20 protein-coding genes are annotated in these 20,809 nt (G+C 64.9%); 11 read left to right on the top strand and 9 right to left on the bottom strand.

What is annotated here, in order from left to right:
• Positions 1–310: 310 nt before the first annotated feature.
• Both MKAN_RS01445 and MKAN_RS01450 read left to right on the top strand, forming a co-directional pair.
• Positions 311–2,101, top strand: coding sequence for a PPE family protein (locus tag MKAN_RS01445; RefSeq protein ID WP_023364511.1), 1,791 nt, complete (start codon positions 311–313; stop codon positions 2,099–2,101).
• A 308-nt stretch (positions 2,102–2,409) separates the two neighbouring features.
• Entirely contained in the window at positions 2,410–3,021 is a 612-nt protein-coding gene (locus tag MKAN_RS01450) for a TetR/AcrR family transcriptional regulator (RefSeq protein WP_023364513.1), read from the top strand.
• A gap of 155 nt (positions 3,022–3,176) precedes the next feature.
• Here the strand turns inward: MKAN_RS01450 and MKAN_RS01455 are convergent, their stop codons facing one another.
• Entirely contained in the window at positions 3,177–4,046 is an 870-nt protein-coding gene (locus MKAN_RS01455) for an alpha/beta hydrolase fold domain-containing protein (protein ID WP_023364515.1), read from the bottom strand.
• A 256-nt stretch (positions 4,047–4,302) separates the two neighbouring features.
• Here MKAN_RS01455 and MKAN_RS01460 point away from each other — a divergent pair, with 256 nt between their 5' ends.
• From MKAN_RS01460 to MKAN_RS01475, 4 genes are all read left to right on the top strand, one after another.
• Entirely contained in the window at positions 4,303–5,931 is a 1,629-nt protein-coding gene (locus MKAN_RS01460) for an NAD(P)-binding protein (protein ID WP_103797831.1), read from the top strand.
• Entirely contained in the window at positions 5,915–6,679 is a 765-nt protein-coding gene (locus tag MKAN_RS01465; RefSeq protein ID WP_036395804.1) for an acyl-[acyl-carrier-protein] thioesterase, read from the top strand. Before MKAN_RS01460 ends, MKAN_RS01465 begins: the two co-directional genes overlap by 17 nt.
• Positions 6,680–6,818: 139 nt before the next feature.
• Positions 6,819–8,147, top strand: a complete 1,329-nt coding sequence (locus tag MKAN_RS01470; RefSeq protein WP_023364521.1) for an acyltransferase family protein — start codon at positions 6,819–6,821, stop codon at positions 8,145–8,147.
• 127 nt (positions 8,148–8,274) lie between these two features.
• Complete coding sequence (locus MKAN_RS01475) at positions 8,275–9,186, top strand: universal stress protein (protein ID WP_023364523.1); 912 nt, start codon at positions 8,275–8,277, stop codon at positions 9,184–9,186.
• 489 nt (positions 9,187–9,675) lie between these two features.
• Here the strand turns inward: MKAN_RS01475 and MKAN_RS01480 are convergent, their stop codons facing one another.
• Positions 9,676–10,326 (bottom strand): TetR/AcrR family transcriptional regulator, encoded by a 651-nt coding sequence (locus MKAN_RS01480; RefSeq protein WP_023364525.1) that lies wholly within the window; start codon positions 10,324–10,326, stop codon positions 9,676–9,678.
• 338 nt (positions 10,327–10,664) lie between these two features.
• Here MKAN_RS01480 and MKAN_RS01485 point away from each other — a divergent pair, with 338 nt between their 5' ends.
• A complete protein-coding gene (locus tag MKAN_RS01485) occupies positions 10,665–12,467 on the top strand; it encodes a thiamine pyrophosphate-requiring protein (RefSeq protein ID WP_023364527.1) in 1,803 nt (600 codons plus the stop codon).
• 347 nt (positions 12,468–12,814) lie between these two features.
• Complete coding sequence (mbp1, locus tag MKAN_RS01490; RefSeq protein WP_036395802.1) at positions 12,815–13,048, top strand: microaggregate-binding protein 1; 234 nt, start codon at positions 12,815–12,817, stop codon at positions 13,046–13,048.
• Between the two features lie 76 nt (positions 13,049–13,124).
• Here mbp1 and MKAN_RS01495 read toward each other — a convergent pair whose 3' ends face one another.
• The 4 genes from MKAN_RS01495 to MKAN_RS01510 form a co-directional block, all read right to left on the bottom strand.
• The gene (locus tag MKAN_RS01495; RefSeq protein WP_023364531.1) at positions 13,125–13,850 is read right to left on the bottom strand and encodes an HAD family hydrolase; all 726 of its coding nucleotides are present in this window, start codon (positions 13,848–13,850) and stop codon (positions 13,125–13,127) included.
• An 8-nt stretch (positions 13,851–13,858) separates the two neighbouring features.
• Positions 13,859–14,242 carry a hypothetical protein gene (locus MKAN_RS01500; protein WP_080674180.1) on the bottom strand — a complete coding sequence of 128 codons (384 nt, stop codon included), beginning with the start codon at positions 14,240–14,242 and terminating at the stop codon, positions 13,859–13,861.
• Positions 14,243–14,411: 169 nt separating this feature from the next.
• Entirely contained in the window at positions 14,412–15,080 is a 669-nt protein-coding gene (locus MKAN_RS01505; RefSeq protein ID WP_023364534.1) for a UdgX family uracil-DNA binding protein, read from the bottom strand.
• A 134-nt stretch (positions 15,081–15,214) separates the two neighbouring features.
• Entirely contained in the window at positions 15,215–15,601 is a 387-nt protein-coding gene (locus MKAN_RS01510; RefSeq protein ID WP_023364536.1) for a MerR family transcriptional regulator, read from the bottom strand.
• A gap of 145 nt (positions 15,602–15,746) precedes the next feature.
• Here MKAN_RS01510 and MKAN_RS01515 point away from each other — a divergent pair, with 145 nt between their 5' ends.
• Together MKAN_RS01515 and folE are read left to right on the top strand one after the other, a co-directional pair.
• Positions 15,747–16,196, top strand: a complete 450-nt coding sequence (locus tag MKAN_RS01515) for an Hsp20/alpha crystallin family protein (protein ID WP_036395795.1) — start codon at positions 15,747–15,749, stop codon at positions 16,194–16,196.
• 417 nt (positions 16,197–16,613) lie between these two features.
• Positions 16,614–17,348 (top strand): GTP cyclohydrolase I, encoded by a 735-nt coding sequence (gene folE / locus MKAN_RS01520; protein WP_225722830.1) that lies wholly within the window; start codon positions 16,614–16,616, stop codon positions 17,346–17,348.
• Here folE and MKAN_RS01525 read toward each other — a convergent pair.
• Both MKAN_RS01525 and MKAN_RS01530 read right to left on the bottom strand, forming a co-directional pair.
• On the bottom strand, positions 17,345–18,232 hold the full coding sequence (locus MKAN_RS01525; protein ID WP_023364541.1) for a universal stress protein: 888 nt from the start codon (positions 18,230–18,232) through the stop codon (positions 17,345–17,347). The genes folE and MKAN_RS01525 overlap by 4 nt on opposite strands.
• A 259-nt stretch (positions 18,233–18,491) precedes the next feature.
• Positions 18,492–19,376 carry a universal stress protein gene (locus tag MKAN_RS01530; protein WP_023364545.1) on the bottom strand — a complete coding sequence of 295 codons (885 nt, stop codon included), beginning with the start codon at positions 19,374–19,376 and terminating at the stop codon, positions 18,492–18,494.
• Between the two features lie 287 nt (positions 19,377–19,663).
• Between MKAN_RS01530 and MKAN_RS30945 the strand changes: the two genes are divergently transcribed.
• Positions 19,664–19,921, top strand: coding sequence for a cold-shock protein (locus MKAN_RS30945; RefSeq protein ID WP_160937563.1), 258 nt, complete (start codon positions 19,664–19,666; stop codon positions 19,919–19,921).
• 11 nt (positions 19,922–19,932) lie between these two features.
• Here MKAN_RS30945 and MKAN_RS01540 read toward each other — a convergent pair whose 3' ends face one another.
• Positions 19,933–20,808 (bottom strand): formate/nitrite transporter family protein, encoded by an 876-nt coding sequence (locus tag MKAN_RS01540; RefSeq protein WP_023364550.1) that lies wholly within the window; start codon positions 20,806–20,808, stop codon positions 19,933–19,935.
• Position 20,809 lies beyond the last annotated feature (1 nt).

Below are 20,809 nucleotides of genomic sequence, written 5' to 3' on the forward strand. Positions count from 1 at the left end.
GTGCGCAGCGTGGGCGCAGGGAGGCAATTCGGCATGTCCGAATCCCCGGGCCGCACTGCTGGAGCTGATTCGTCACTGCACCGTTTGCTCTGGTACAAGTCCCGACGACGGTGGCCACCTCTCCACGGCACCGGTCGCGGGGTCTGGTGATCGGTAGGACACACGAAAGCTGGCTACGGTAGCACATCGTATATGCCCGCGCATCATATTTGACTTCGTATCGAATATGCTCCCAGATCCGATATGTCACTGTATCGTGACGGTGAGGGCCTCAAACGACGGGCTGAAATCGGGCTAGGAGGTAGCTGGTATGAACTTCTTGGTGTTGCCGCCAGAGATCAATTCGGCGCGGATGTTCTCGGGCGCCGGCTCGGCGCCAATGTTGGAGGCCGCAGCAGCTTGGAATGCGTTGGCATCAGAGCTCGATTCGGCGGCGGAGTCATTTTCCTCGATGACCTCAGGCCTCGCCGCCCAGGCGTGGCAGGGCCCGGCGTCTACGGCGATGCTGGCCGCTGCCGCGCCGTATGCAGGCTGGTTGAGAACGGCGGCGTCCCAGTCCGTTGGGGCCTGTGCGCAGGCCCAAGCGGTCGCCGGCGCATTTGAGTCGGCTTTAGCAGCCACGGTCCACCCGGCGGCGGTAGCGGCCAATCGTTCCGACTTCTTGACCTTGGTGCTCTCGAATCTGTTCGGTCAGAACGCGCCGGCAATCGCGGCCACCGAGAGCATCTACGAGGAGATGTGGGCTCAGGATGTGACCGCGATGGTTGACTATCATGCGGGAGCGGCAGCGGCTGTTGCACAGTTGATCTCGCCCGCGCAAGCGCTACAGAGCCTGCCCAACTTCGGCTACGGCAACACCGGCCAAGGCAACATCGGCTTTTTCAACGACGGCACCCTCAACGTCGGCATCGCCAACCTCAGCCCCCACTTCACCCCCACCGACCCCATCACCACCTTCGGCGGCATCGGCCTGGCCAACACCGGCACCGAAAACCTCGGCGCCTACAACAGCGGCACCCAAAACGTCGGCGCCTGGAACCACGGCATGCTCAACCTCGGCATCGCCAACACCGGCACCGCCAACAGCGGCCTACCCCTGAGCCTGCTGCAAACCCTGGGCATCGCCAACCACGGCACCTACAACCAAGGCCTGTTCAACACCGGCAACCACAACATCGGCATCGGCCTCACCGGCGACCACCTCATCGGCATCGGCCCCCTGCACATCAGCGACACCGCCCTACCCGCCGCCGCCGCGACCACCCTGCCCAACTTCGGCTACGGCAACACCGGCCAAGGCAACATCGGCTTTTTCAACGACGGCACCCTCAACGTCGGCATCGCCAACCTCAGCCCCCACTTCACCCCCACCGACCCCATCACCACCTTCGGCGGCGTCGGCCTGGCCAACACCGGCACCGAAAACCTCGGCGCCTACAACAGCGGCACCCAAAACGTCGGCGCCTGGAACCACGGCATGCTCAACCTCGGCATCGCCAACACCGGCACCGCCAACAGCGGCCTACCCCTGAGCCTGCTGCAAACCCTGGGCATCGCCAACCACGGCACCTACAACCAAGGCCTGTTCAACACCGGCAACCACAACATCGGCATCGGCCTCACCGGCGACCACCTCATCGGCATCGGCCCCCTGCACATCAGCGACACCGCCCTACCCGCCGCCGCCGCGACCACCCTGCCCAACTTCGGCTACGGCAACACCGGCCAAGGCAACATCGGCTTTTTCAACGACGGCACCCTCAACGTCGGCATCGCCAACCTCAGCCCCCACTTCACCCCCACCGACCCCATCACCACCTTCGGCGGCGTCGGCCTGGCCAACACCGGCACCGAAAACCTCGGCGCCTACAACAGCGGCACCCAAAACGTCGGCGCCTGGAACCACGGCATGCTCAACCTCGGCATCGCCAACACCGGCACCGCCAACAGCGGCCTACCCCTGAGCCTGCTGCAAACCCTGGGCATCGCCAACCACGGCACCTACAACCAAGGCCTGTTCAACACCGGCAACCACAACATCGGCATCGCCCTGACCGGCGACCACCTCATCGGCATCGGCCCCCTGCACATCAGCGCCTAGATCCGGGCCTGTTGATGGCTGCCCAACCGGACCCGTACGCGCCGACGGGACGTCAGCAGCGTCGCCATGCGCGGCATGCCATGCCGCAGCCGCGGAGATCCGCCGGGCCATCGTAACGGGTTGGCGTGGGCCCTGTTTCGGTGCACACCCATGGTCGACGTGGTCGCTGACGTGGTGTTGTCCTTGTGCGGCTTCGTATTTCAGAGCGACTTTCAGGGCGACATCGACGTCCACCGCGGCGAAGTGGCCCGTCACGTATCCGATGTGGCAATGTATCGGTTACATCAGCACATCGGAGGCGAGGGCAAATGCCGTCAACGACCACCAGCGACAAGCCGGTACGGGTCACCAAACGCCGCGCCGAAACCCGCGGCCGTCTCATCGAGGCGGCATTCCGGGTGTTCGCCGACAAGGGATACGGGCACGTGACCATCGAGGACGTCTGCGAGGCCGCCGGCTACACCCGAGGCGCGTTCTATTCCCAGTTCGACAGCCTCGAGGAGCTATTCTTTCTGCTCTACGACCAATGGGCGGCCCGCACCGCCGAACAGGTCCGCGCCGCCATGGAAGGCAGCGAACCCGTCACCGACCTGCCCAGCGTCGTCGAACGCATCGTGGACACCTTGCTTTTCGAACGCGACTGGCTGCTCATCAAGATTGACTTCCTGCTCCACGCCGCTCGCCACCCCGATCTCGCCCACCGCTGGGAAGTTCACCGCGCGCAATTGCGCAATGTTATCGAAGAGCGGCTGATTGCCAGCGGCATCGAATTCAACCAGTCCCTCAACACGGTCGCCGACACGGCCCGGGCAATCGTCGCGGTATACGACGGCGTCAGCATCCAGCTACTGCTCGACAGCGATCAGGCCGCCGCTCGCGCCTGGCTCACCCAATTACTCAATATGGTTCTGAGTCGCTGAGCCAGGCAACATTTGTGACGGTTCGTTGCCAGCGGCGACATACACGGTGCCGCTTCGAGTATCGGTTGGTGGCTGCACTGGGGCGATCGGCAAGTCACCTTCTGATATCCGACTCGGTTCACACGGCGCGCTTGTTCGCAAGCGAGTCTTCGGCGCTAGTGCGCGCGCAGCCGCTCTACGATAACTGCCCGGGCAGCACGGCCTTCCGGAATCGGCATTAGCGGGTAGACATGCAGCAAACCGAAGCGCTCATGGTAGTCAATATCGACGCCCGCCGCGGTGGCCTTCTGGACCAGCGCCCGTGCGTCAGGGTTGAGAATGTCGCGAGTTCCGCTGAAAACAGTCAGCGGGCCAAGACCGGTCAGCTCAGCTGCAAGCGGACTGACGCGCGGATCGTCCGGGATGAGGTCGCCACGCCAACACTCCCCGAACACCGATAGTGCTTCGCGCGCCAGCCACGGATCGGTCAGCTCGACCGAATTGATCATCGGGTTGCTCAACGACACGTCCAAGGCCGGCGAGATCAAGACGGTGCGCGGCAGAACCACGTCATGGTCGTCGCGCAGTAACAGGGCCGCCGACAAGGCGATTTGACCGCCCGCGGAGTCGCCGGCCAGGCACACGCCGTGGCCGGTCGACATGTTCTCGACCACGAGTTGAGCGACCTCGGGCACCACATCGGCTGCCGTGCCAAAAGGGAGCAACGGATAAATCGGGACGACCACCTTCACGCGCGCCCCGGTGGCGACGTGAGTCACCAATCGCCAGTGCTGTGAGTTGATTTCGTTGACCCAGGCACCGCCGTGGAGGTAGACCACGGTGCGCGTATGTATGTCGTTCTTGGGTGCCACGGCATAGATCGGCCAGCCGGATCGACGGCCGACGTCCACGGTCACGTCGGAGCGCAGCCGCACCGGCGGTCCGTACGGCGAGGGACGCAACGCGCGGGCCGTGATGTGCTTGCGGGCATCTGCGAAGGTTTTGTACTGGCGCGTCCTACCGGTGACGCGGAGTATTGCCGGCATGGTCCGGCTCGCCCAGCTGGGGCCCCCACGTGTCAAGGCTCTTTCCTTCCGCTGACCTCGGGCAATGGTTTCCAGTTCCCCGACACCGAGCCCGAAACCGACCATGTCCAGTGTGGACCACGACGCTGCCGGAAGGCATCGCCCCCTTCGCGGGCGTCGCCTGGTCAGCGCGGCCGACATGGGTGCGACGTTGACTGGCGATGCCATGAGGACCCCCGATACAAGGCCGCCCCAGGTCGAACTCGACGTCGATAAGATGCGACCGGTGGTTGGCGCCGGCCGCGGCTACTCGCCGGCCAGTTCCAATGCCGGGCTTAGACTCCATTCGGCTCCGTTGCAGCAACAGAGACCGCTCCGCCACAGCGACGACCGGCTCGCTTCCCACCGGGGACTGGTCGTCCATATCCCACTGGTCGAAGGAGGGCTTATGAACGGGCCAACGCATGGGCCGACGACAGCCATCGAGACCGACTACCTGGTGGTGGGCGCCGGGGCGATGGGAATCGCGTTCACCGATACGCTGCTTGCCGAATCCGAGGCACGCGTGGTTATCGTCGACCGAGCACATCAACCGGGCGGGCATTGGACCACCGCCTACCCATTCGTACGGCTGCACCAACCGTCGGCGTATTACGGCGTCAACTCACGAGCCTTGGGCAACAACACGATTGACGCCGTCGGCTGGAACCGAGGACTGAACGAACTCGCCTCCGTCGGCGAAATCTGCGCCTACTTCGACGCTGTGATGCAACAGCAATTCCTGCCCAGCGGGCGCGTCGAGTACTTCCCCATGAGCGACTACCTCGGCGACGGCCGGTTCCGGACGCTCGGCGGCGCGGAATGCCGGGTCACGGTCAGGCGGCGCATCGTCGATGCCACCTACCTGCAAGCCGTCGTGCCGTCGATGCGGCCGGCGCCGTACTCGGTGGCGCCGGGCATCGACTGCATTGCACCCAACGACCTGGCGAAATTCAGCGCTCGCGACCGATACGTGGTCGTCGGCGCCGGCAAAACCGGCATGGACGTCTGTTTGTGGTTACTGCGAAACGGCGTCACCCCCGAGAAGCTGACCTGGATCATGCCGCGCGACGCCTGGCTCATCGACCGGGCAACGCTGCAGCCGGGGCCGACGTTCATCAAGCAGTTCCGCGACAGCTACGGCGCCACGCTCGAGGCCATCGGCAACGCGACATCGATCCAGGACCTGTTCGACCGGCTGGAGGCGGCCGGAACCTTGCTCCGGCTCGACCCCGCGGTGCGCCCGACCATGTATCGGTGCGCGACCGTGTCACAACCCGAATTCGACCAATTGCGCCGCATCGACGACATCGTCAGGATGGGCCATGTCCAACGCATCGAGCCGACGCAAGTCGTGCTCGACGGCGGTTCAATCCCCTCTGGTCCTTCGGCCCTGTACATCGACTGCACCGCCGACGGAGCACCGCAGCGTCCGGCCATACCGGTTTTCGACGGCGACCACCTCACCCTGCAGGCGGTACGGGGCTGTCAACAGGTGTTCAGCGCGGCGTTCACGGCGCACGTCGAACTAGCCTACCCCGACGATGCGGTGAAAAACGAACTCTGCGTACCGATTCCACATCCGGACTCCGACCTGGACTGGTTACGGCTGACGCATTCCGATCTGCGTAATTTTCAGCGCTGGCTCGCCGACGCCGAGCTTACCGACTGGCTCAGTTCGGCGCGGTTGAATCTTCTCGCCGAGCTGCTGCCGCCGTTGTCGCACAAGCCGCGGGTACGTGAGCGGGTGGTGTCGATGTTCCAGTCGAGGTTGAATGCTGCCAGCGAGCGACTGGAGAAGTTGCTGAGCGACCACGGCGGCGATACCGCTGCAATGTTGAGGAGTGGGCGTGCCGCAGCACAGTGACGTCGACGCACCACTGGCCGAGGTGCCCGCCTCGGGATACGTCTACCGGACAAGCTGGCGACTGGCCACCACCGACATCGACGAGCACCAGCGGCTGCGCCTGGATGGAGTAGCCCGCTATATCCAGGAAGTCGGCGCCGAACACCTGGCCGATGCCGAGCTGGCTGAAGTCCATCCCCACTGGATCGTGCTGCGCACCGTGATCGACGTCGTCGAGCCGATCGAGCTACCCAGCGACATCACCTTCCGCCGTTGGTGCGCAGCGCTTTCCACCCGATGGTGCAACATGCGCGTCCAGCTTGACGGAGCTGCCGGCGGACGGATCGAAACCGAAGGTTTCTGGATCTGTGTGAACAAGGACACCCTGACGCCGTCGCGGCTTACCGACGAATGCATCGCCCGCTTCGGCAGTACCACCGACAACCACCGGCTCAAGTGGCGCCCCTGGCTCACCGAGCCGGTAACCGACGGCACCGAGACCCCATTTCCCTTGCGCCGCACCGATATCGATCCTTTCGAGCACGTCAACAACACCATCTACTGGCACGGCATAGTCGAAGTACTCGGCCAGCTGCCGGCCGGCGCAGAGCTGACCTCCGCTCCACATCGCGTCGTGCTCGAGTACCGCAGCCCGATCAAGTACGGCGAAGCCGTCACCATTCGTTCCAACCAGCGCGACGGCCGCATCCGCATGCACTTCGTGGTGGGTGACGACGTCCGAGCCGCCGCTTTGGTGCGCAAGCTTTGAGTCGGATCCGATTGCGGCCGCCGCGGATGTCCGCGTATCGGCCCCCGAAGCGTTCCAGCGGAGCGGTGTCCGCGCCAATTATGGGGGTGCCGACGAGTACCCTCGCGCTCGTGCAGGTCGCTGAGCTTCCCCCGATCTGATGGACCACGCAGGCACCGGTCGACCGGCCCGCGATCTGGCCGTCGACTTTTACCGGGTGTCGGGCGTGGTCCTCATCGTCCTGGGCCACTGGCTGGCCGGGTCCGTGACGTATCACAACGGACAGTTCGGCCGGCAGAATCCGCTTGTCGACCAGCCCTGGACGCAGTGGCTGACGTGGCCTTTTCAGGCGGTGCCGGTTTTCTTCCTGGTGGCCGGCTATGCCGGCGCCGTGTCATGGACACATCGTTACGGCGACGGCGGTGTGTCGCGGCAGGACTGGATTCGGCATCGGGTGGCGCGAGTGCTCGGACCCACCACGGTGTACGTGGGGCTGATGTCGTTAGTCGTAGTGGCGCTGCAGGTCTCCGGCCTGCCCGGCTCGGTGCTGGAGTATGCGGGTTGGGCGGTGGCGATGCACCTGTGGTTCCTCGCGGTGTACTTGGTGGTGGTATCGCTGACGCCTGTTGCGATGGCCGCACACCGACGGTGGGGGCTCATGGTGCCGGCGGTACTGGCAGTTGCGCTGGTAGCGGTGGACGCCGCTGCGTTGGCCGGACACATGCCCTCTCTCGGCGGCCTGAACTACCTGTTGTGCTGGGGCCTGCTCTACCAACTGGGGATCTGTTGGCAGGCAGGGCTGTTAAGCGGCCGTCGACCGATAGTGCTTGCCGCCGGATCGGCAGTCGCGCTGGCCCTGCTCATCTGGATCGGCCCCTATCCGGTCAGCATGATCGGGGTTCCCGGCCAAGCTGTACAGAACAGCATGCCGCCCTCGGTGGCGATGCTGGCGTTCGCCTGCACACAGGCCGGCATTGCGGTGGCCATCGCACCCGCGCTCAACCGCATGCTTCGCTCCCACCGATTGCAGCGGCTGTTGTCGGCCGCCAACAGCAATGTGATGGCGCTCTACCTGTGGCACATGGTGCCGGTGGTGATCGTCGCGGTCGTCGCCTACCCGGCCGGGCTGCTACCCCAACCGGCCCAGGGGACGGCGGCGTGGTGGCTGGCCCGGCTGGAATGGGAGGTTGTCTTGAGCCTGGTGACGGCAGTGGAGATGACGTTGTTGTGGTGGCTCCGGCGATTCTTCGCGGCACCCCTGCCGACCATCCGGATACCGCTGCCCCAGCGCTGGGCCGAACCGATCATGCTGGTCGGCGCCATGATGGCAGCTGCCTCCCTGTGGGTGGTCGCCGCGGCGGGATTTGCTCCGGACGGGAAATATCCGTGGATGACCGCGCTGGTTTTCGCGCTCGGGCTGACACTCGTGGCGTGCCGGCCCGCAAAGGCCACCCTGCGGTCAGTCGATACCGCCCCAGAGTCCAATTGAGCTCTGCGCCAACCTCGACGGTGCGTTCACAGTCAGAGGTCTGAAGGCCCATCGACAAGGGACCAATGCCTCATTCCGCAGTGCCCCTGAACCAATAACGTCCAAGCACAAAGGAATGAGGAAACGCATGTCCAAGATCGACAGCCATCGGGGAATCGTCGTCGGCGTCGACGGCTCGCCGGGCTCCCAAGCGGCGGTCCGGTGGGCTGCTCGCGACGCCGAGTTGCGCAACGTTCCGCTGACCTTGGCTCATGTTCTCCCGGCTGCGGCAGGAACGCGGCTGGCCTCGTCGGTAGCCTCAGGGCGGACCCGCAGCCGAATTGACGCCGGACAGCAACTGCTCGACGAGGCGCTGAAGATCGCCGAGGAAAGCTGCGAACGCGGACTAAGCCAGATATACCGCGAAATGGCCAGCGGGACAACCGTTTCAACGTTGGCCAAGCTGTCCGAAGATGCCCATTTGGTGGTGGCTGGTTGCCGCGGCGCAGGCTCGTTGCGGGGCCGGCACCTGGGTTCGGTGAGTTCGGGGCTCATCCATGACGCGCGGTGCCCGGTGGCGGTCATCCATGACGACGTCCCGATGGCCGCCGATTCCGAGCGAGCCCCGGTGCTGGTGGGCATCGACGGGTCACCGGAGTCAGAAGTCGCGATCGCCATTGCGTTCGACGCTGCCTCGCGTCGCAAGGTGGACCTGGTGGCCGTGCACGCGTGGAAAGCTCCCGGCGTGTTGGATCCCATCGTCAGTTTGCCGGGTCCCGGCTGGCCGGAACTGAGGACACACGAGGACAAGATCGTCGCCGAACGCCTGGCCGGTTGGGGCGAACAGTACCCCGATGTCGTTGTTCGGCGAATGATCGCACGCAACGATGCGGCGCCTGCACTTGTGGGTACGTCCAAGTCGGCCCAACTCGTGGTGGTCGGCAGTCGCGGAAGCGGCGGATTCGCGGGGATGTTGTTCGGTTCGGTCAGCGCCGCCGTGGTGCTACTGAGTCATGTGCCGGTCATAGTCGCACGCAAAACGGTCGCCAAAAGACGCTGAACCTTTCTTGGCCCGGTTCAGCACGAGCTTCGTGAGTACCGCCGGGCGCGGTCGACCCTCTCGCGAGTTCGGGCGCAAAGCAGCTGGCGGACCGCCGGAACTCTCCTGTTTGACGGATACAGGTATGGACAGCCTATCCTAACTAAATGCAGAAAGAGAAAGGCTGACCGCGCCCATGTTGCCCATCGATCCACACGCCGACGCTTGCCGGCGCGCCTGGCTACCCTGCCCGAATTGCAGCTGGGGCCGCAACGCATGTTCGGAATGCCGCAGCGGCCGCAACTGCGGAACCCACTGGCAGTATCTGCTGAGCAACCGTGCGACAGAACTGCACCTCCAGTGCCCCGGATGCACCACTTTGTGGTCTACCGACACGCGAAACCGCCCGCAAGACAGGGCGATTCGTCATTGCTGACGCGGGGACGGCACCGGTTACCCGCCCGTGCCGGCACCGAAACCGGCACCGGAGCGTCAGGCAACCGAACCCGATTAGCCCCGGTCATCGAGAGCAGGAAGCGGACGTTGGCAAATGGTGCGCGCCTCCTGGGCATCGAGTCCGAACAGCCGCAACAACCTCTCGGTGACCACGTCGGCAGCCAGCGCATCGTCACGATGCGGATCCGCGCGCAACAAGGCGGCCAGCCCCAGCAACGCACCCCCGGCCGTCGCTAACGCCAGTTCGGGGTCCCCTACCCGAAACCGCCCGGCGTCGGCGGCGGCCTTGATGTCACGCAGGGCACGAGGGGCCAGTCCGTGATCGGATGACAGCAGGTTGGTTCCGGTGGCCAACAGAATGTCAGTCTCCAGTCCTCGCCGACGAAACAGCCTGCCGGTCAACCGGAAACTGACAGCAAACGTTTCGGCAGGGTCGTCGATCGATGCGGTGAGCCGGTCCAGCAACGCCCCGTGGGTGTCCAGCACGTCGGCTACCGCAGCCGCGAACAGCTGCTCCTTGCTGTCAAAGTGGTTGTAGAACGAGCCCATGCCGACGTCGGCAGCCTGGGTGATCTCGAGCACCGGCGCGTTGAACTTTCCTTCGGCGATTAACCGCTGCGCGGCCTTGACCAGCGCTGTCCTGGTGCGCTGTTTGCGTCGCTCCAGACGGTTCGGCGGCTCGGCGCCGTCGTCACTCGAAGTCATCACTATGGCAGTATGACTCGATTATGAGGATATCGTCAGAAATACGGGTGGGGACAAACCGTCTGGTCCGCTTCGGATCAACCACCAGCGACCTCACCAAGGATTGATTTGCCGCCGCCGTGGGACCAGTGGGGTCCGGTTCTCAGACGTTCGTCGCCCGTGGGCGCGGTCCCGGGGGCGTGAGAGCGGACCCGGTCGACCGACGGCATTTCAGGTAGCGCGGGCGCTCCTGCGGCTCGCCTGGGCGCGCGGACGGTCACCTGCCCATTAGGGCGTCTAATCAGGCCAATGAATGGGTAACCCTGTCCGGTAAGGCTGGCAACGGAGAGAGGTGTGCAATGGCGGCGACCGAGGTGAGTGACTTTCTGCTGGAGCGACTCCGCGACTGGGGCGTGGAACATGTGTTCGCTTATCCCGGGGACGGAATCAACGGGCTCCTTGCAGCGTGGGGCAGGGCAGACAACAAACCGATGTTCGTCCAGGCGCGACACGAGGAAATGGCCGCCTTCGAGGCCGTCGGCTACGCAAAGTTCAGCAACCGGCTCGGGGTCTGCGCGGCGACCTCGGGCCCGGGCGCGATCCATCTGCTCAACGGTCTTTACGACGCCAAACTCGACCGGGTGCCGGTGGTGGCGATCGTCGGACAAACCAACCGCAGCGCAATGGGGGGCTCCTACCAGCAGGAAGTTGACCTGTTGAGCCTGTATAAGGACGTTGCCAGCGACTACGTCCAGATGGTCACAGTGCCCGAACAGCTGCCCAACGTGTTGGACCGGGCCATCCGAACCGCGTTGACCAGGCGAGCGCCGACTGCGCTGATCATCCCGTCCGACGTGCAGGAGCTCAAGTACTCCCCGCCCGCCCACGAATTCAAGATGGTTCCGTCCAGCCTCGGGTTTCAACGGCCAGGAGTGGAGCCGGCACGCGACGGCCTGCAGCGGGCGGCCGATGTTCTCAACGCCGGTGAGCGGGTCGCGATGCTGATCGGATGCGGGGCACGCAACGCCGCGCGGGAGATCGTCGAGCTCGCCGACGTCCTCGGCGCCGGAGTCGCCAAAGCGCTGTTGGGCAAAGACGTGCTGTCTGACGAATTGCCCTTCGTGACCGGCGCCATCGGCTTGTTGGGTACGCGGCCAAGCTACGAGATGATGCGCGACTGTGACACCTTGCTGACCATCGGGTCGAGCTTCCCCTACACGCAGTTCCTGCCGCCGTTCGGTGGGGCTCGCGGCGTGCAAATCGATATCGACCCCACGCTGATCGGAATGCGATATCCGAACGAGGTGAACCTGGTCGGCGATGCCGCCGCCACAGCGCGCGCGTTATTGCCACTGCTGCAACGCAAATCCGACCGATCCTGGCGGGAGACGATCGAACAGAACGTGGCGCGCTGGTGGGAGACCATGGCCATGGAAGCCGAGGTGGCGGCCAAGCCGATCAACCCCATGCGACTGTTCGCCGACCTGTCACCCAAACTGCCCGACAATGCGATTATCACTGCCGATTCGGGATCGTCGGCGAATTGGTATGCCCGCCAACTGAAATTCCGCGACGGCATCCGCGGCTCGCTGTCAGGAAATCTCGCCACCATGGGACCCGGAGTTCCCTACGGTATCGGCGGGAAGTTCGCCCATCCGGACCGTCCGGTGATTGTCTTCGCCGGTGACGGCGCGATGCAGATGAACGGTATGGCCGAGTTGATCACGATCGCGCACTATTGGAAACAGTGGGCGGACCCGCGGCTGGTCGTGGCGGTGCTGCACAACAACGACTTGAACCAGGTGACCTGGGAAATGCGCGCCATGGCCGGGGCTCCGAAATTCGCTGAGTCGCAAACTCTTCCCGACGTCGACTATGCCGGGTTTGCCGACAGCCTGGGGTTGGGTTCGGCGACGCTGACCGACCCCGGTCAAATTGCGTCGGCCTGGGATCAGGCGCTGCTGGCCGATCGGCCGACGGTGCTGGATGTGCACTGCGACCCGGATATCCCGCCGGTTCCGCCCCACGCCACGTTCGACCAGATGAAGAGCGCGGCCAGCGCCGTGCTGCACGGCGACGAAAATGCATTCGGCATCATCAAGGAAGGCATCAAGATCAAGGCGCAGGAGTTCTTGCCGCACCGGGAAACCAGCAGGCGATAAGCGCGCAGGTCGCTACCGTCGCGGCTGACGGCGCCTGTCCCGCCCGGATTGCGTCATGGCGGCTGACGAGTTCGCTTCGCGGCGCTATGCGACGCGGCCGAACGGCCGGTCGTATCACGCGGTTGGCTCCCGCCCGGCAGCACACCCGACTTTCGCAGCTGATCAAGCCTGGTGCGCCGGTGACTCAGGCCACATGTTTGAGGCCGCGACCATTCGGAAACCCTTGCAATGCAGGGATATTTTGACGGAGCGCGCACTACCGGCGCTCAAGTTCGCACCCTGTTGGCTGAGCGCAATCGAGCGAGCGCGAGGTCGCCATGCGAGTAGTAACCGATAGGGAGGAATTCATGGCGGAGAAGAGTGGCCCCCAAGAGGGCGTCGAGGGCGTCGTCGAGGGTGCTAAAGGCAAGGCCAAGGAAGTTTTTGGAGCCGTCACCGGCCGTGACGACATGAAGCGCGAGGGCCAGGCCCAGCAGGACAAGGCCGACGCCCAGCGAGACGCGGCCAAGAAGGAAGCCGAGGCCGAAGCCGCTCGCGGCAGCGCCGAGGCGTCCGAACAACGTCAAGAAGCCAATCAGTAGCGTGAAAGAGAATGGGCCCGGTCCGATTTCGGACCGGGCCCATTCGCTTACTGGAACCCGCGAAGACAGTCGACCGTCAGCAGGCGACAAGTCGTGCCAACTGGGCGATCGGGGTCTCCTCGAGATGGTCCAGCAAGTCTGCGGCGTTCTCGAACACCATTGTGGCCCCGGCGCTTTCGAGTTCGCTCCCAGAGACGCCGCCGCTGAGCAGCCCGATACTCGGTACTTCCGCCCGGGCACATGCTTGCGCGTCCCACACCGCGTCGCCGACGAAAACGGCCCGAGTGCTGCCGACACCCGCTCGGCGAAGCGCCACATGGATGATGTCAGGCCTGGGTTTTGCGGTGTCGACGTCGCCGGCCGACGTGACCTCGGCAACGAGGTCATCACTGTCGAGTACCCCACGCAAGAGTGCCAGCTCGTCTTCTGGGGCCGACGTGGCAAGTACCACCTTGAGGCCGAGCCCTGCCACGCGTTGCAGCAAGGCTCGTGCGCCCGGCAGCGGTCGCAACAGGTGGGAGGCTTGCTTGTAGTACCGAGAATGTAAGTCTTTCAGGTGTTTCTGAATGTCCTCGGGCGCATTACCAGACAGCGACTTCACCAGAGTCGAACCGTCCATCCCGATCGACCGGTGGATGCGCCATGTCTCGACGTCGATTCCCGCCGTTGCGAATGCCCGGAGCCAGGCGTCGATATGCAGGTAGTTGGAGTCGACCAGGGTACCGTCGACGTCGAACAAGACCGCCGGCCGAGCCGCGGAACCGGAAGTGTCCCCAGGGATTTCGCTGTCCGACAAGACCATCGACCGACTCAACTGCTCAACAGGATGGCCGTGGCCGCAATATCGACGAAGAGCAGGGCCAACGCGCACAACGGAACGACAAAACCGCGCCGCCGGGCGGCCGTGAAAAAGGACGCGATGAGCGTCGAAGCAGCCACAACCGGAGCGCCGTACAGCAGGACGCCGTACACCAGACCGTTCGGACCCAGGTCGGGGCACTGAGCGCCGCTGCAGGCAGCCATGCTCATCGCCGCGCCGATGGCGAATACCATGACGAGTGCTGCCGCAGGCACCGTCAGCAACGCCAGTACCCAGTTCACCAGGATGCGACGCCCACGGTTGTGATCATCAGTCTGCGGTGGGATGCCCGCGTCGGTGATGACCCCGTGGTGTTCGTGGTTCTGCAGCCTCATCAGCGCCTCCCTTCGTGGGGTTCCGCGGAAACCGACGGCGGCCCGCGGCGCGCCCCCGATCGCCTTCTGGTCGACTACCCGCGCGGGTTGTACCGAAACATGACGCCCGGCGCATGCGACCCGCAGCGGCGCCCCGGCTTCGCCGGCACCCCGGCGGTTGACGGCCCGATCAGCGCCCGGTGGGCAGGTCCATGCCGGCCCGGGCACTCTTGAGGTCCTCGACAAACAGTGTGTAGGCCTCGCCTCGGCGCTCACTGCGATCCCGCAACACCGCCGACGGGTGAACCGTTGCCGTCACCAGTGGTTCGGGGTTGACCGCGACCCGCAACGTCGCGGACAGGCGCAACCGTTCACCACGATGGGCGGTCACGCGAAACGCGCTGCCCAGCAACGATTGTGCGGCTGTCGCACCCAGGCAGACGATCAATTGTGGCCGTACTGCTTCGATTTCGGCGATCAGCCAGGGCCGGCAGGCCACGACTTCGGTTCGGGAGGGTTTCTGATGTATGCGCCGCTTGCCCTGCCTGCGGAACTTGAAGTGCTTGACGGCATTGGTCTGATAGGTCAATCCAGGGTCGATGCCGGCGTCGTCGAGAGCCCGCTGGAGCAGCCGGCCGGCCGGGCCGACAAACGGAAGTCCCTCCTGGTCCTCGCGATCGCCCGGCTGTTCCCCGACCAACATGAGGGGCGCGTCACACGTGCCGTGACCGAAGACCGTGCGGGCGGCGTCGGCGTACAACGCGCAACCCCGACAACTGCGCGCCGCGTCCTCCAAAAGGGTCAATTCACGTTCGTCGGGGAGGTAACGCGCCGCCCCCGCGGCCGGCGCCGTGGTCATGGTCGTAACCCCCTCCGGCCGACGGTGTCGGCGCCGACCTCGGTAGCTTCTGCCGCCGGTATTCCTTCATCGACGACCGTCCCCCACTCGGGGTACCCGCTTCGACGGCACGCAATCCGGGCCGAGCCCCGCCGTCAGGCTTCGCCGCCGGCGGCAACTCGGGTGGCTCGGGTCGATCTTGCAGTCGCTTTCGCGGCGTTGCGCAGGGAACGGTTGGTGGCCTGCAAGTCGTCGTTCGCAGCAGCCAGTGCCGCATTGTCGTCTTCGAGATTGAGGATGCGCGCAATTCCGGCCAGATTGATTCCGGCGTCAACCAGAGCGCTGATCCGCTGCAGCCGGGCCAAATCGTCGGCGCTGTAGCGCCGTGTTCCACCGTCACTACGAGCGGGGGTCAACAATCCGTAGCGTTCGTAGAGCCGTAGCGACTGCACCGCGATACCGGAGAGCTCGGCTGCCACCGAGATGCCGTACACGCCCTGGTCAGGCGCCGGCGCGCCGGTTTCGCCGGGACGGTCAGCCATAGCTCATCTCCTCGACCGCTACTCGCATAGAAAACCTCTCTATCACACTTGCATTGTAATGTCGACAGTGTTATAAGAAATCTATGGCTATAGCCACAGATATGCACACAGTGGACCCAGCAGATTGGAGTGAGAGGTGACCACCATGCTGATGCGCACCGACCCGTTCCGTGATCTGGACCGCTTCGCCCAGCAGGTGCTGGGCACGGCCGCCCGGCCAGCGGTGATGCCCATGGACGCGTGGCGGGACGGCGAAAAATTCGTCGTCGAGTTCGACCTTCCCGGCATCGACGCCAAGTCCCTGGACATCGATATCGAGCGCAACGTGGTGACCGTGCGAGCAGAACGGCCCAGCGTCGATCCGAATCGGGAAATGCTGGCCAGCGAGCGGCCGCGCGGAGTGTTCAGCCGCCAGCTGGTGCTCGGCGAAAACCTCGACACGGACCGGATCGAGGCTTGCTACCAAGAAGGCGTCCTGAGACTGGTGATCCCGGTGGCCGAACGGGCCAAGCCGCGCAAGATCTCGGTCGCCCGCGGCAATGGCCACAAGGCCATCGACGAGGCTGACGCGCAACCCCAGGTGATCGAAGCCTGATCGGGGGTGGATGGCGCGGCGACCGCCGCCAGCATCGTCGCCGGGACTCGCCGCGCCTCCACCAGCCGTCATGTCCCACAACCGATGACTCGACGCAACGGCTTCGCCGTCCGCAGCGCCGGACCGCTCACTCCTGACCGCGCATCGCCGTGCCGCGGGGCGGACCAGGCAACGGTGACATTTCCCTCGATCGGGGGACATGAGATTCATCCGAGCAGTAGCCGGTCAGCCGACAGACATCGCCGCAATGCGAGGGCATGGTAAGTGTCGGAGCAGTGTCCGCGTCGGACCCGCTCCTGCCACCCACCGCGAGCAGCAATGGCGCACCGTGAAGGTTGAGCACGGGTCAGCCGCCGGACGGGAATCGAGAATGACCAACATTGCAGTCAGCGCCGAGCCCGCGATCGGGTGGGCGGCATGACGGCCATCCCCTCGGCGCCGCGCCAGGCCCGCTATCAGATGCCGCCGTTCTGCTCGAGCGGCTGGGCGATGACCAACGACGAGGTGGCGCAAGGGGCTGCGGCCTACCCCGCAGACATCGGTTACCAGACGACGGATTCGCCGGCGTGGTGGGACAATAACGCCGACGTGGCCGTCGAGCGAGCCGTACGGCAGCTTCTTTCCGCCCTCGGCGTGGACGAAGGCGAGCACACCGCCGAAACACCTGCGCGTGTCGCCCGCGCGTGGCGGGAGATGCTGTGGGGATACAACGAGGTGCCCGAGGACCACCTTGACACCGATTTTCCCGCTCCGGACGACCCCGGGCTGATCATCATGCACGGCATCTCGTTCGCCTCCACCTGCGCGCACCATCTGTTGCCGTTCTCGGGGACTGCCACCATCGCCTACCGCCCCCATCCCGGGCAGCGCATCGTGGGCCTGTCCAAGCTCGCTCGGCTGGTCCACGGTTACGCCGCGCGGCTGCAGGTTCAGGAGAACATCGGGCACCAGGCGACCGCCGGGATCATGCGCAAGCTCAACCCCTCCGGGGCCATGAGTGTCATTACCGCGCGACACGACTGTATGAGGCTGCGCGGAGTACGCGAGCCGGCCGCCGAAGCAACCACCGAGTCCCGCAAAGGTATGTGGCCGGACCGTGAAATTGCGCTGGTCCATCGCTTACATGCCGGCGGTCGTCCCGGCGCCTGTTAAGACGACCGCGCCACGATCAGGGGCATCCGCACGGCGTGTACCAGCGCATTGCTCACCGACCCCAGGAGTACGCCGGTGACGCCACCGCGGCCGTGACTTCCGACCACCACGAGCTGAGCGGTTTGCGACCGTTCGACGAGCTGCCGTGCCGGACGGTCACATACGACCACTCGGCGCACGGTCACATCGGGGTAGCGCTCCTGCCAGCCGGCCAACCTCTCGGCAAGCAGGACCTGGGCTTCGGCTTCCACTGCGGACCAGTTCAGTCCCGGCAGCTCTACCACCTCGAGATCGCTCCATGCATGCAGTGCGATCAGCTCAACCCCGCGACGGGATGCTTCGTCGAACGCCACCGCCACCGCGGCCTCCGACGCCGGTGACCCGTCGATCCCGAGCAACACCGGGGCGTGCAACGGATCCGGCATCAATGGATCTTCGTCACGGATGATCGCGACCGGACACCGGGCACGTCTCACCAGGCTTGAACTGACAGAACCCAACAAGACCCGGGCCAACGCGCCGCGGCCGGAGCTGCCGACGACGATCATCTCCGCCTCGGCCGACATTTCGACCATGGTGGGTACCGGCGTGGAAAACACGATCTCACTCTTCACGGTGAGCTTCCGCTCCCCCGTGACCGACTCGTCGGCGATCTTGTGCGCAGCGGCCAGAATCTTGCGCCCCTCGTCTTCCTGCCATACCGCCCAGGTATCCGGGTAAGGCATCGGCGGCCACGTCGCCACATCGGTACTCACCACATGGACGATGGTCAGCTGAACGTTGCGCATCGCCGCGTCGCGGGCCGCCCAACATACCGCGGCATTCGAGGCGGGTGAGCCGTCGGCTCCGACGACAACGCCGAGACGCTTTTCCAAAATCGACATTTCGTTGCTCCTCCGATTACCTGACGTGTGTCGGCAAAGCTGTGACCAAGGGTGTGTCGACGCCGATTCGGCCCACCGTCGCGGCCCCGGCCGGCGCACCGGCACAGTGCCAGCAGATCTGCCGGCCGATCTGCCGGCCGATCACCCAGGTCATAACGCCAAGCTACAAAACACATACTGCTGTGGCGTCTTCCGAACGGCCTGACCAGCAGGGACCAAAGACCTCTGTTTCGTGTGTTTCGGGGCACGGCGCCGGCGATCAGGCGGGACGCACGACGATGACCGGGATTTTCGCCGAGTGGGCCACGGCAGAGCCGACCGAACCGAGCAGCATGCCGGGAAATCCCCCGCGGCCGCGACTTCCGACCACCACCAATTGCGCGTGTTGGGCGCCCTCGAGCAGCCAGTGCGCTGGCTTGTCACAGACCAGCGACCGCTGAACGCGGACGTCAGGGTACTGCTCCTGCCAGCCTGCCAGGCGTTCGGCGAGAACCTCCTCTCCCTGACTCTCGCGATCGCGCCAGTCCATCCCGAGGATGGGGAAAACGCCGACGTCACTCCACGCGTGCAACGCGACCAGGTCTACGCCGCGACGGGAGGCTTCGTCGAATGCCAAGGCCGTCGCGGCTTCCGAGGCCGGTGATCCGTCGATGCCCACCAGCACCGGCGCGCTGGTGTCCGGAGCCACACCGTCGTCGGAATGAATGACCGCTACCGGGCCGTGCGCATGGTGCAACAGCGCCGAACTCACCGATCCCAACAATGCTCGGCCCAGCGCGCCCATGCCCTGACTGCCGACGACGGTCATCCAGGCGTCCTTGGAGGCGTCGATAAGCGCCGGCACGATGTTGGAATAAACCACCTCGGTGCGGACGTCCGGCAAGCGGGATTCTCCCAGGCTCTCGTCCAGCGCCCGGCGCGCCCGCTCGATCACGGTTTGCGCTTCGTCTTTCTGCCACTCCGGCATTTCGGTGTAGAGCTGGCCCACCGGCCAACCGACAACGACGGGGGCAACACCGTGCATCAAGGTGACCGGCATCTGGTGCAAGCTGGCCTCGCGGGCGGCCCAGGCCACCGCCGCGTCGGACTGCGCCGAGCCGTCAACGCCTACCAGAATCCCGTACTGCGTTGTATCCCTGGACATTTCACCCTCCTTACGGCGGCCCCATGGGTACCTGGCCAGCGACCGGCACCGGATCCTCACGTCAGCACAATCCGGGTGGCGCGAGTCTCGACCTGACCGTATACGACAGCCGCCCGATTCAGCAGAGACCATGGACCTCACTTTGAGGCGGTTGATCCCAATCAGCTCGCCGGTGGGCCGAACAGCTCATGAAATCAGAGTCGAAGGACCCTACGCCGATTCCGGCTCGATGGATACGGTCTGGCATGTCGGAGTCCACCGGCAGTAACGAGGGGAAGGCTGTCACAATGCCCGTCATCAATAGCTACAACGTCGAAGCGATGCTGGATTCGATGTCGACCGTGTCGTATGGCGTTATCAACTGGTTCGATGACGAGCGCGGATTCGGATTCGTCCACCCTGCAGACGGTGATCGTGACGTCTTCATCGATTCCTCCGAGATCGTCGATTGGCCTGCCGGCGGCGTTCATGAAGGTCAGCACGTGAGCTACCAAACCGGGGGCACACGGCACTGGCCGCGCGCCCAAGCCGTGCACATCCTCTAAAGGCGTGCCGACTACTGTTCCCGCGGCTGCAGCCGCGCGATGACGTAGAACGGCAGCGCCACGAAAACCGTGCCGCCGACCAGATTGCCGAGGCTGGTAACGCAGATATTGGTGACCAAGCCGTGAGCTCCCCAGCCCCAGCTGATCCCGCAATGTGGAGCATCCGGGTGAAAAGCATTGAGCAGCAACGGAAGTCCTAGGAACCCGACATTGGCCACGACGTGCTGATCGCTGCCGATCACGAATGCGAAGGGCCCGTAGAACGCGAAGCCCATCCGGGCCACATCGCTGCGCGCCTTGTAATACATGCACATGGCGGTTTGCAGGAACCAGGTGCACAGCACCGCCAGCAGGAAGGCGGTCCACAACGGCTGGCCGGCTTTCTGGGCGCCCACGACTGCCGCACGTGTGGCGAAGGCACCCAGATACGGACCCCCGGCTGCGGCGCAGACGGCCACGAACACCAGGGCACCAACGATATTGCCGCTCAGTCCGATGAGCAGCAACTGTAGATAGCGGCGGATGCGCATGCGTCCCTGCAGCACCGCGAAGAAGCCGGCTGCCATGTCGGCGGTGATCAGTGATGCCCCTGACACCAGGATGAGAACAAAAGACATGCCGAACGCCAGGCCCATCAGCAGGCTGGCGATACCGGGCGTGCCGACCCCGGTGCTGACGACCAACGACAACAACGCGCCGAAACCCACCATCGCACCGCCGACCAGTGAGCGGATCAGGAAAGCCCACGGATGGGCGGATTTCTCGAGCGCCATGTCCGCTATTCGGCTCACCATGGCCGGAACACCGAGTGGTTCGAACGGATCACCGGCCCGGCGATCATCGGACAACGGGCCCACGAGGTCTGGGCCCAGGGCAAGCTGGGACATG

The sequence above is a fragment of the Mycobacterium kansasii ATCC 12478 genome (assembly GCF_000157895.3).
Classification (GTDB): Bacteria; Actinomycetota; Actinomycetes; order Mycobacteriales; family Mycobacteriaceae; genus Mycobacterium; species Mycobacterium kansasii.

Coding starts and splice junctions, on each gene's coding strand:
- mbp1 (WP_036395802.1), top strand. CDS start 12,815: ATGGCGGAGAAGAGTGGCCCCCAAGAGGGCGTCGAGGGCGTCGTCGAG.
- MKAN_RS01530 (WP_023364545.1), bottom strand. CDS start 19,376: ATGTCCAGGGATACAACGCAGTACGGGATTCTGGTAGGCGTTGACGGC.
- MKAN_RS01460 (WP_103797831.1), top strand. CDS start 4,303: ATGCGACCGGTGGTTGGCGCCGGCCGCGGCTACTCGCCGGCCAGTTCC.
- MKAN_RS01455 (WP_023364515.1), bottom strand. CDS start 4,046: ATGCCGGCAATACTCCGCGTCACCGGTAGGACGCGCCAGTACAAAACC.
- MKAN_RS01505 (WP_023364534.1), bottom strand. CDS start 15,080: ATGACCACGGCGCCGGCCGCGGGGGCGGCGCGTTACCTCCCCGACGAA.
- MKAN_RS01470 (WP_023364521.1), top strand. CDS start 6,819: ATGGACCACGCAGGCACCGGTCGACCGGCCCGCGATCTGGCCGTCGAC.
- MKAN_RS30945 (WP_160937563.1), top strand. CDS start 19,664: ATGCCCGTCATCAATAGCTACAACGTCGAAGCGATGCTGGATTCGATG.
- MKAN_RS01450 (WP_023364513.1), top strand. CDS start 2,410: ATGCCGTCAACGACCACCAGCGACAAGCCGGTACGGGTCACCAAACGC.
- MKAN_RS01525 (WP_023364541.1), bottom strand. CDS start 18,232: ATGTCGATTTTGGAAAAGCGTCTCGGCGTTGTCGTCGGAGCCGACGGC.
- MKAN_RS01540 (WP_023364550.1), bottom strand. CDS start 20,808: ATGTCCCAGCTTGCCCTGGGCCCAGACCTCGTGGGCCCGTTGTCCGAT.
- MKAN_RS01445 (WP_023364511.1), top strand. CDS start 311: ATGAACTTCTTGGTGTTGCCGCCAGAGATCAATTCGGCGCGGATGTTC.
- MKAN_RS01495 (WP_023364531.1), bottom strand. CDS start 13,850: ATGGTCTTGTCGGACAGCGAAATCCCTGGGGACACTTCCGGTTCCGCG.
- MKAN_RS01480 (WP_023364525.1), bottom strand. CDS start 10,326: ATGACTTCGAGTGACGACGGCGCCGAGCCGCCGAACCGTCTGGAGCGA.
- MKAN_RS01500 (WP_080674180.1), bottom strand. CDS start 14,242: ATGAGGCTGCAGAACCACGAACACCACGGGGTCATCACCGACGCGGGC.
- MKAN_RS01515 (WP_036395795.1), top strand. CDS start 15,747: ATGCTGATGCGCACCGACCCGTTCCGTGATCTGGACCGCTTCGCCCAG.
- MKAN_RS01475 (WP_023364523.1), top strand. CDS start 8,275: ATGTCCAAGATCGACAGCCATCGGGGAATCGTCGTCGGCGTCGACGGC.
- MKAN_RS01485 (WP_023364527.1), top strand. CDS start 10,665: ATGGCGGCGACCGAGGTGAGTGACTTTCTGCTGGAGCGACTCCGCGAC.
- folE (WP_225722830.1), top strand. CDS start 16,614: ATGACGGCCATCCCCTCGGCGCCGCGCCAGGCCCGCTATCAGATGCCG.
- MKAN_RS01510 (WP_023364536.1), bottom strand. CDS start 15,601: ATGGCTGACCGTCCCGGCGAAACCGGCGCGCCGGCGCCTGACCAGGGC.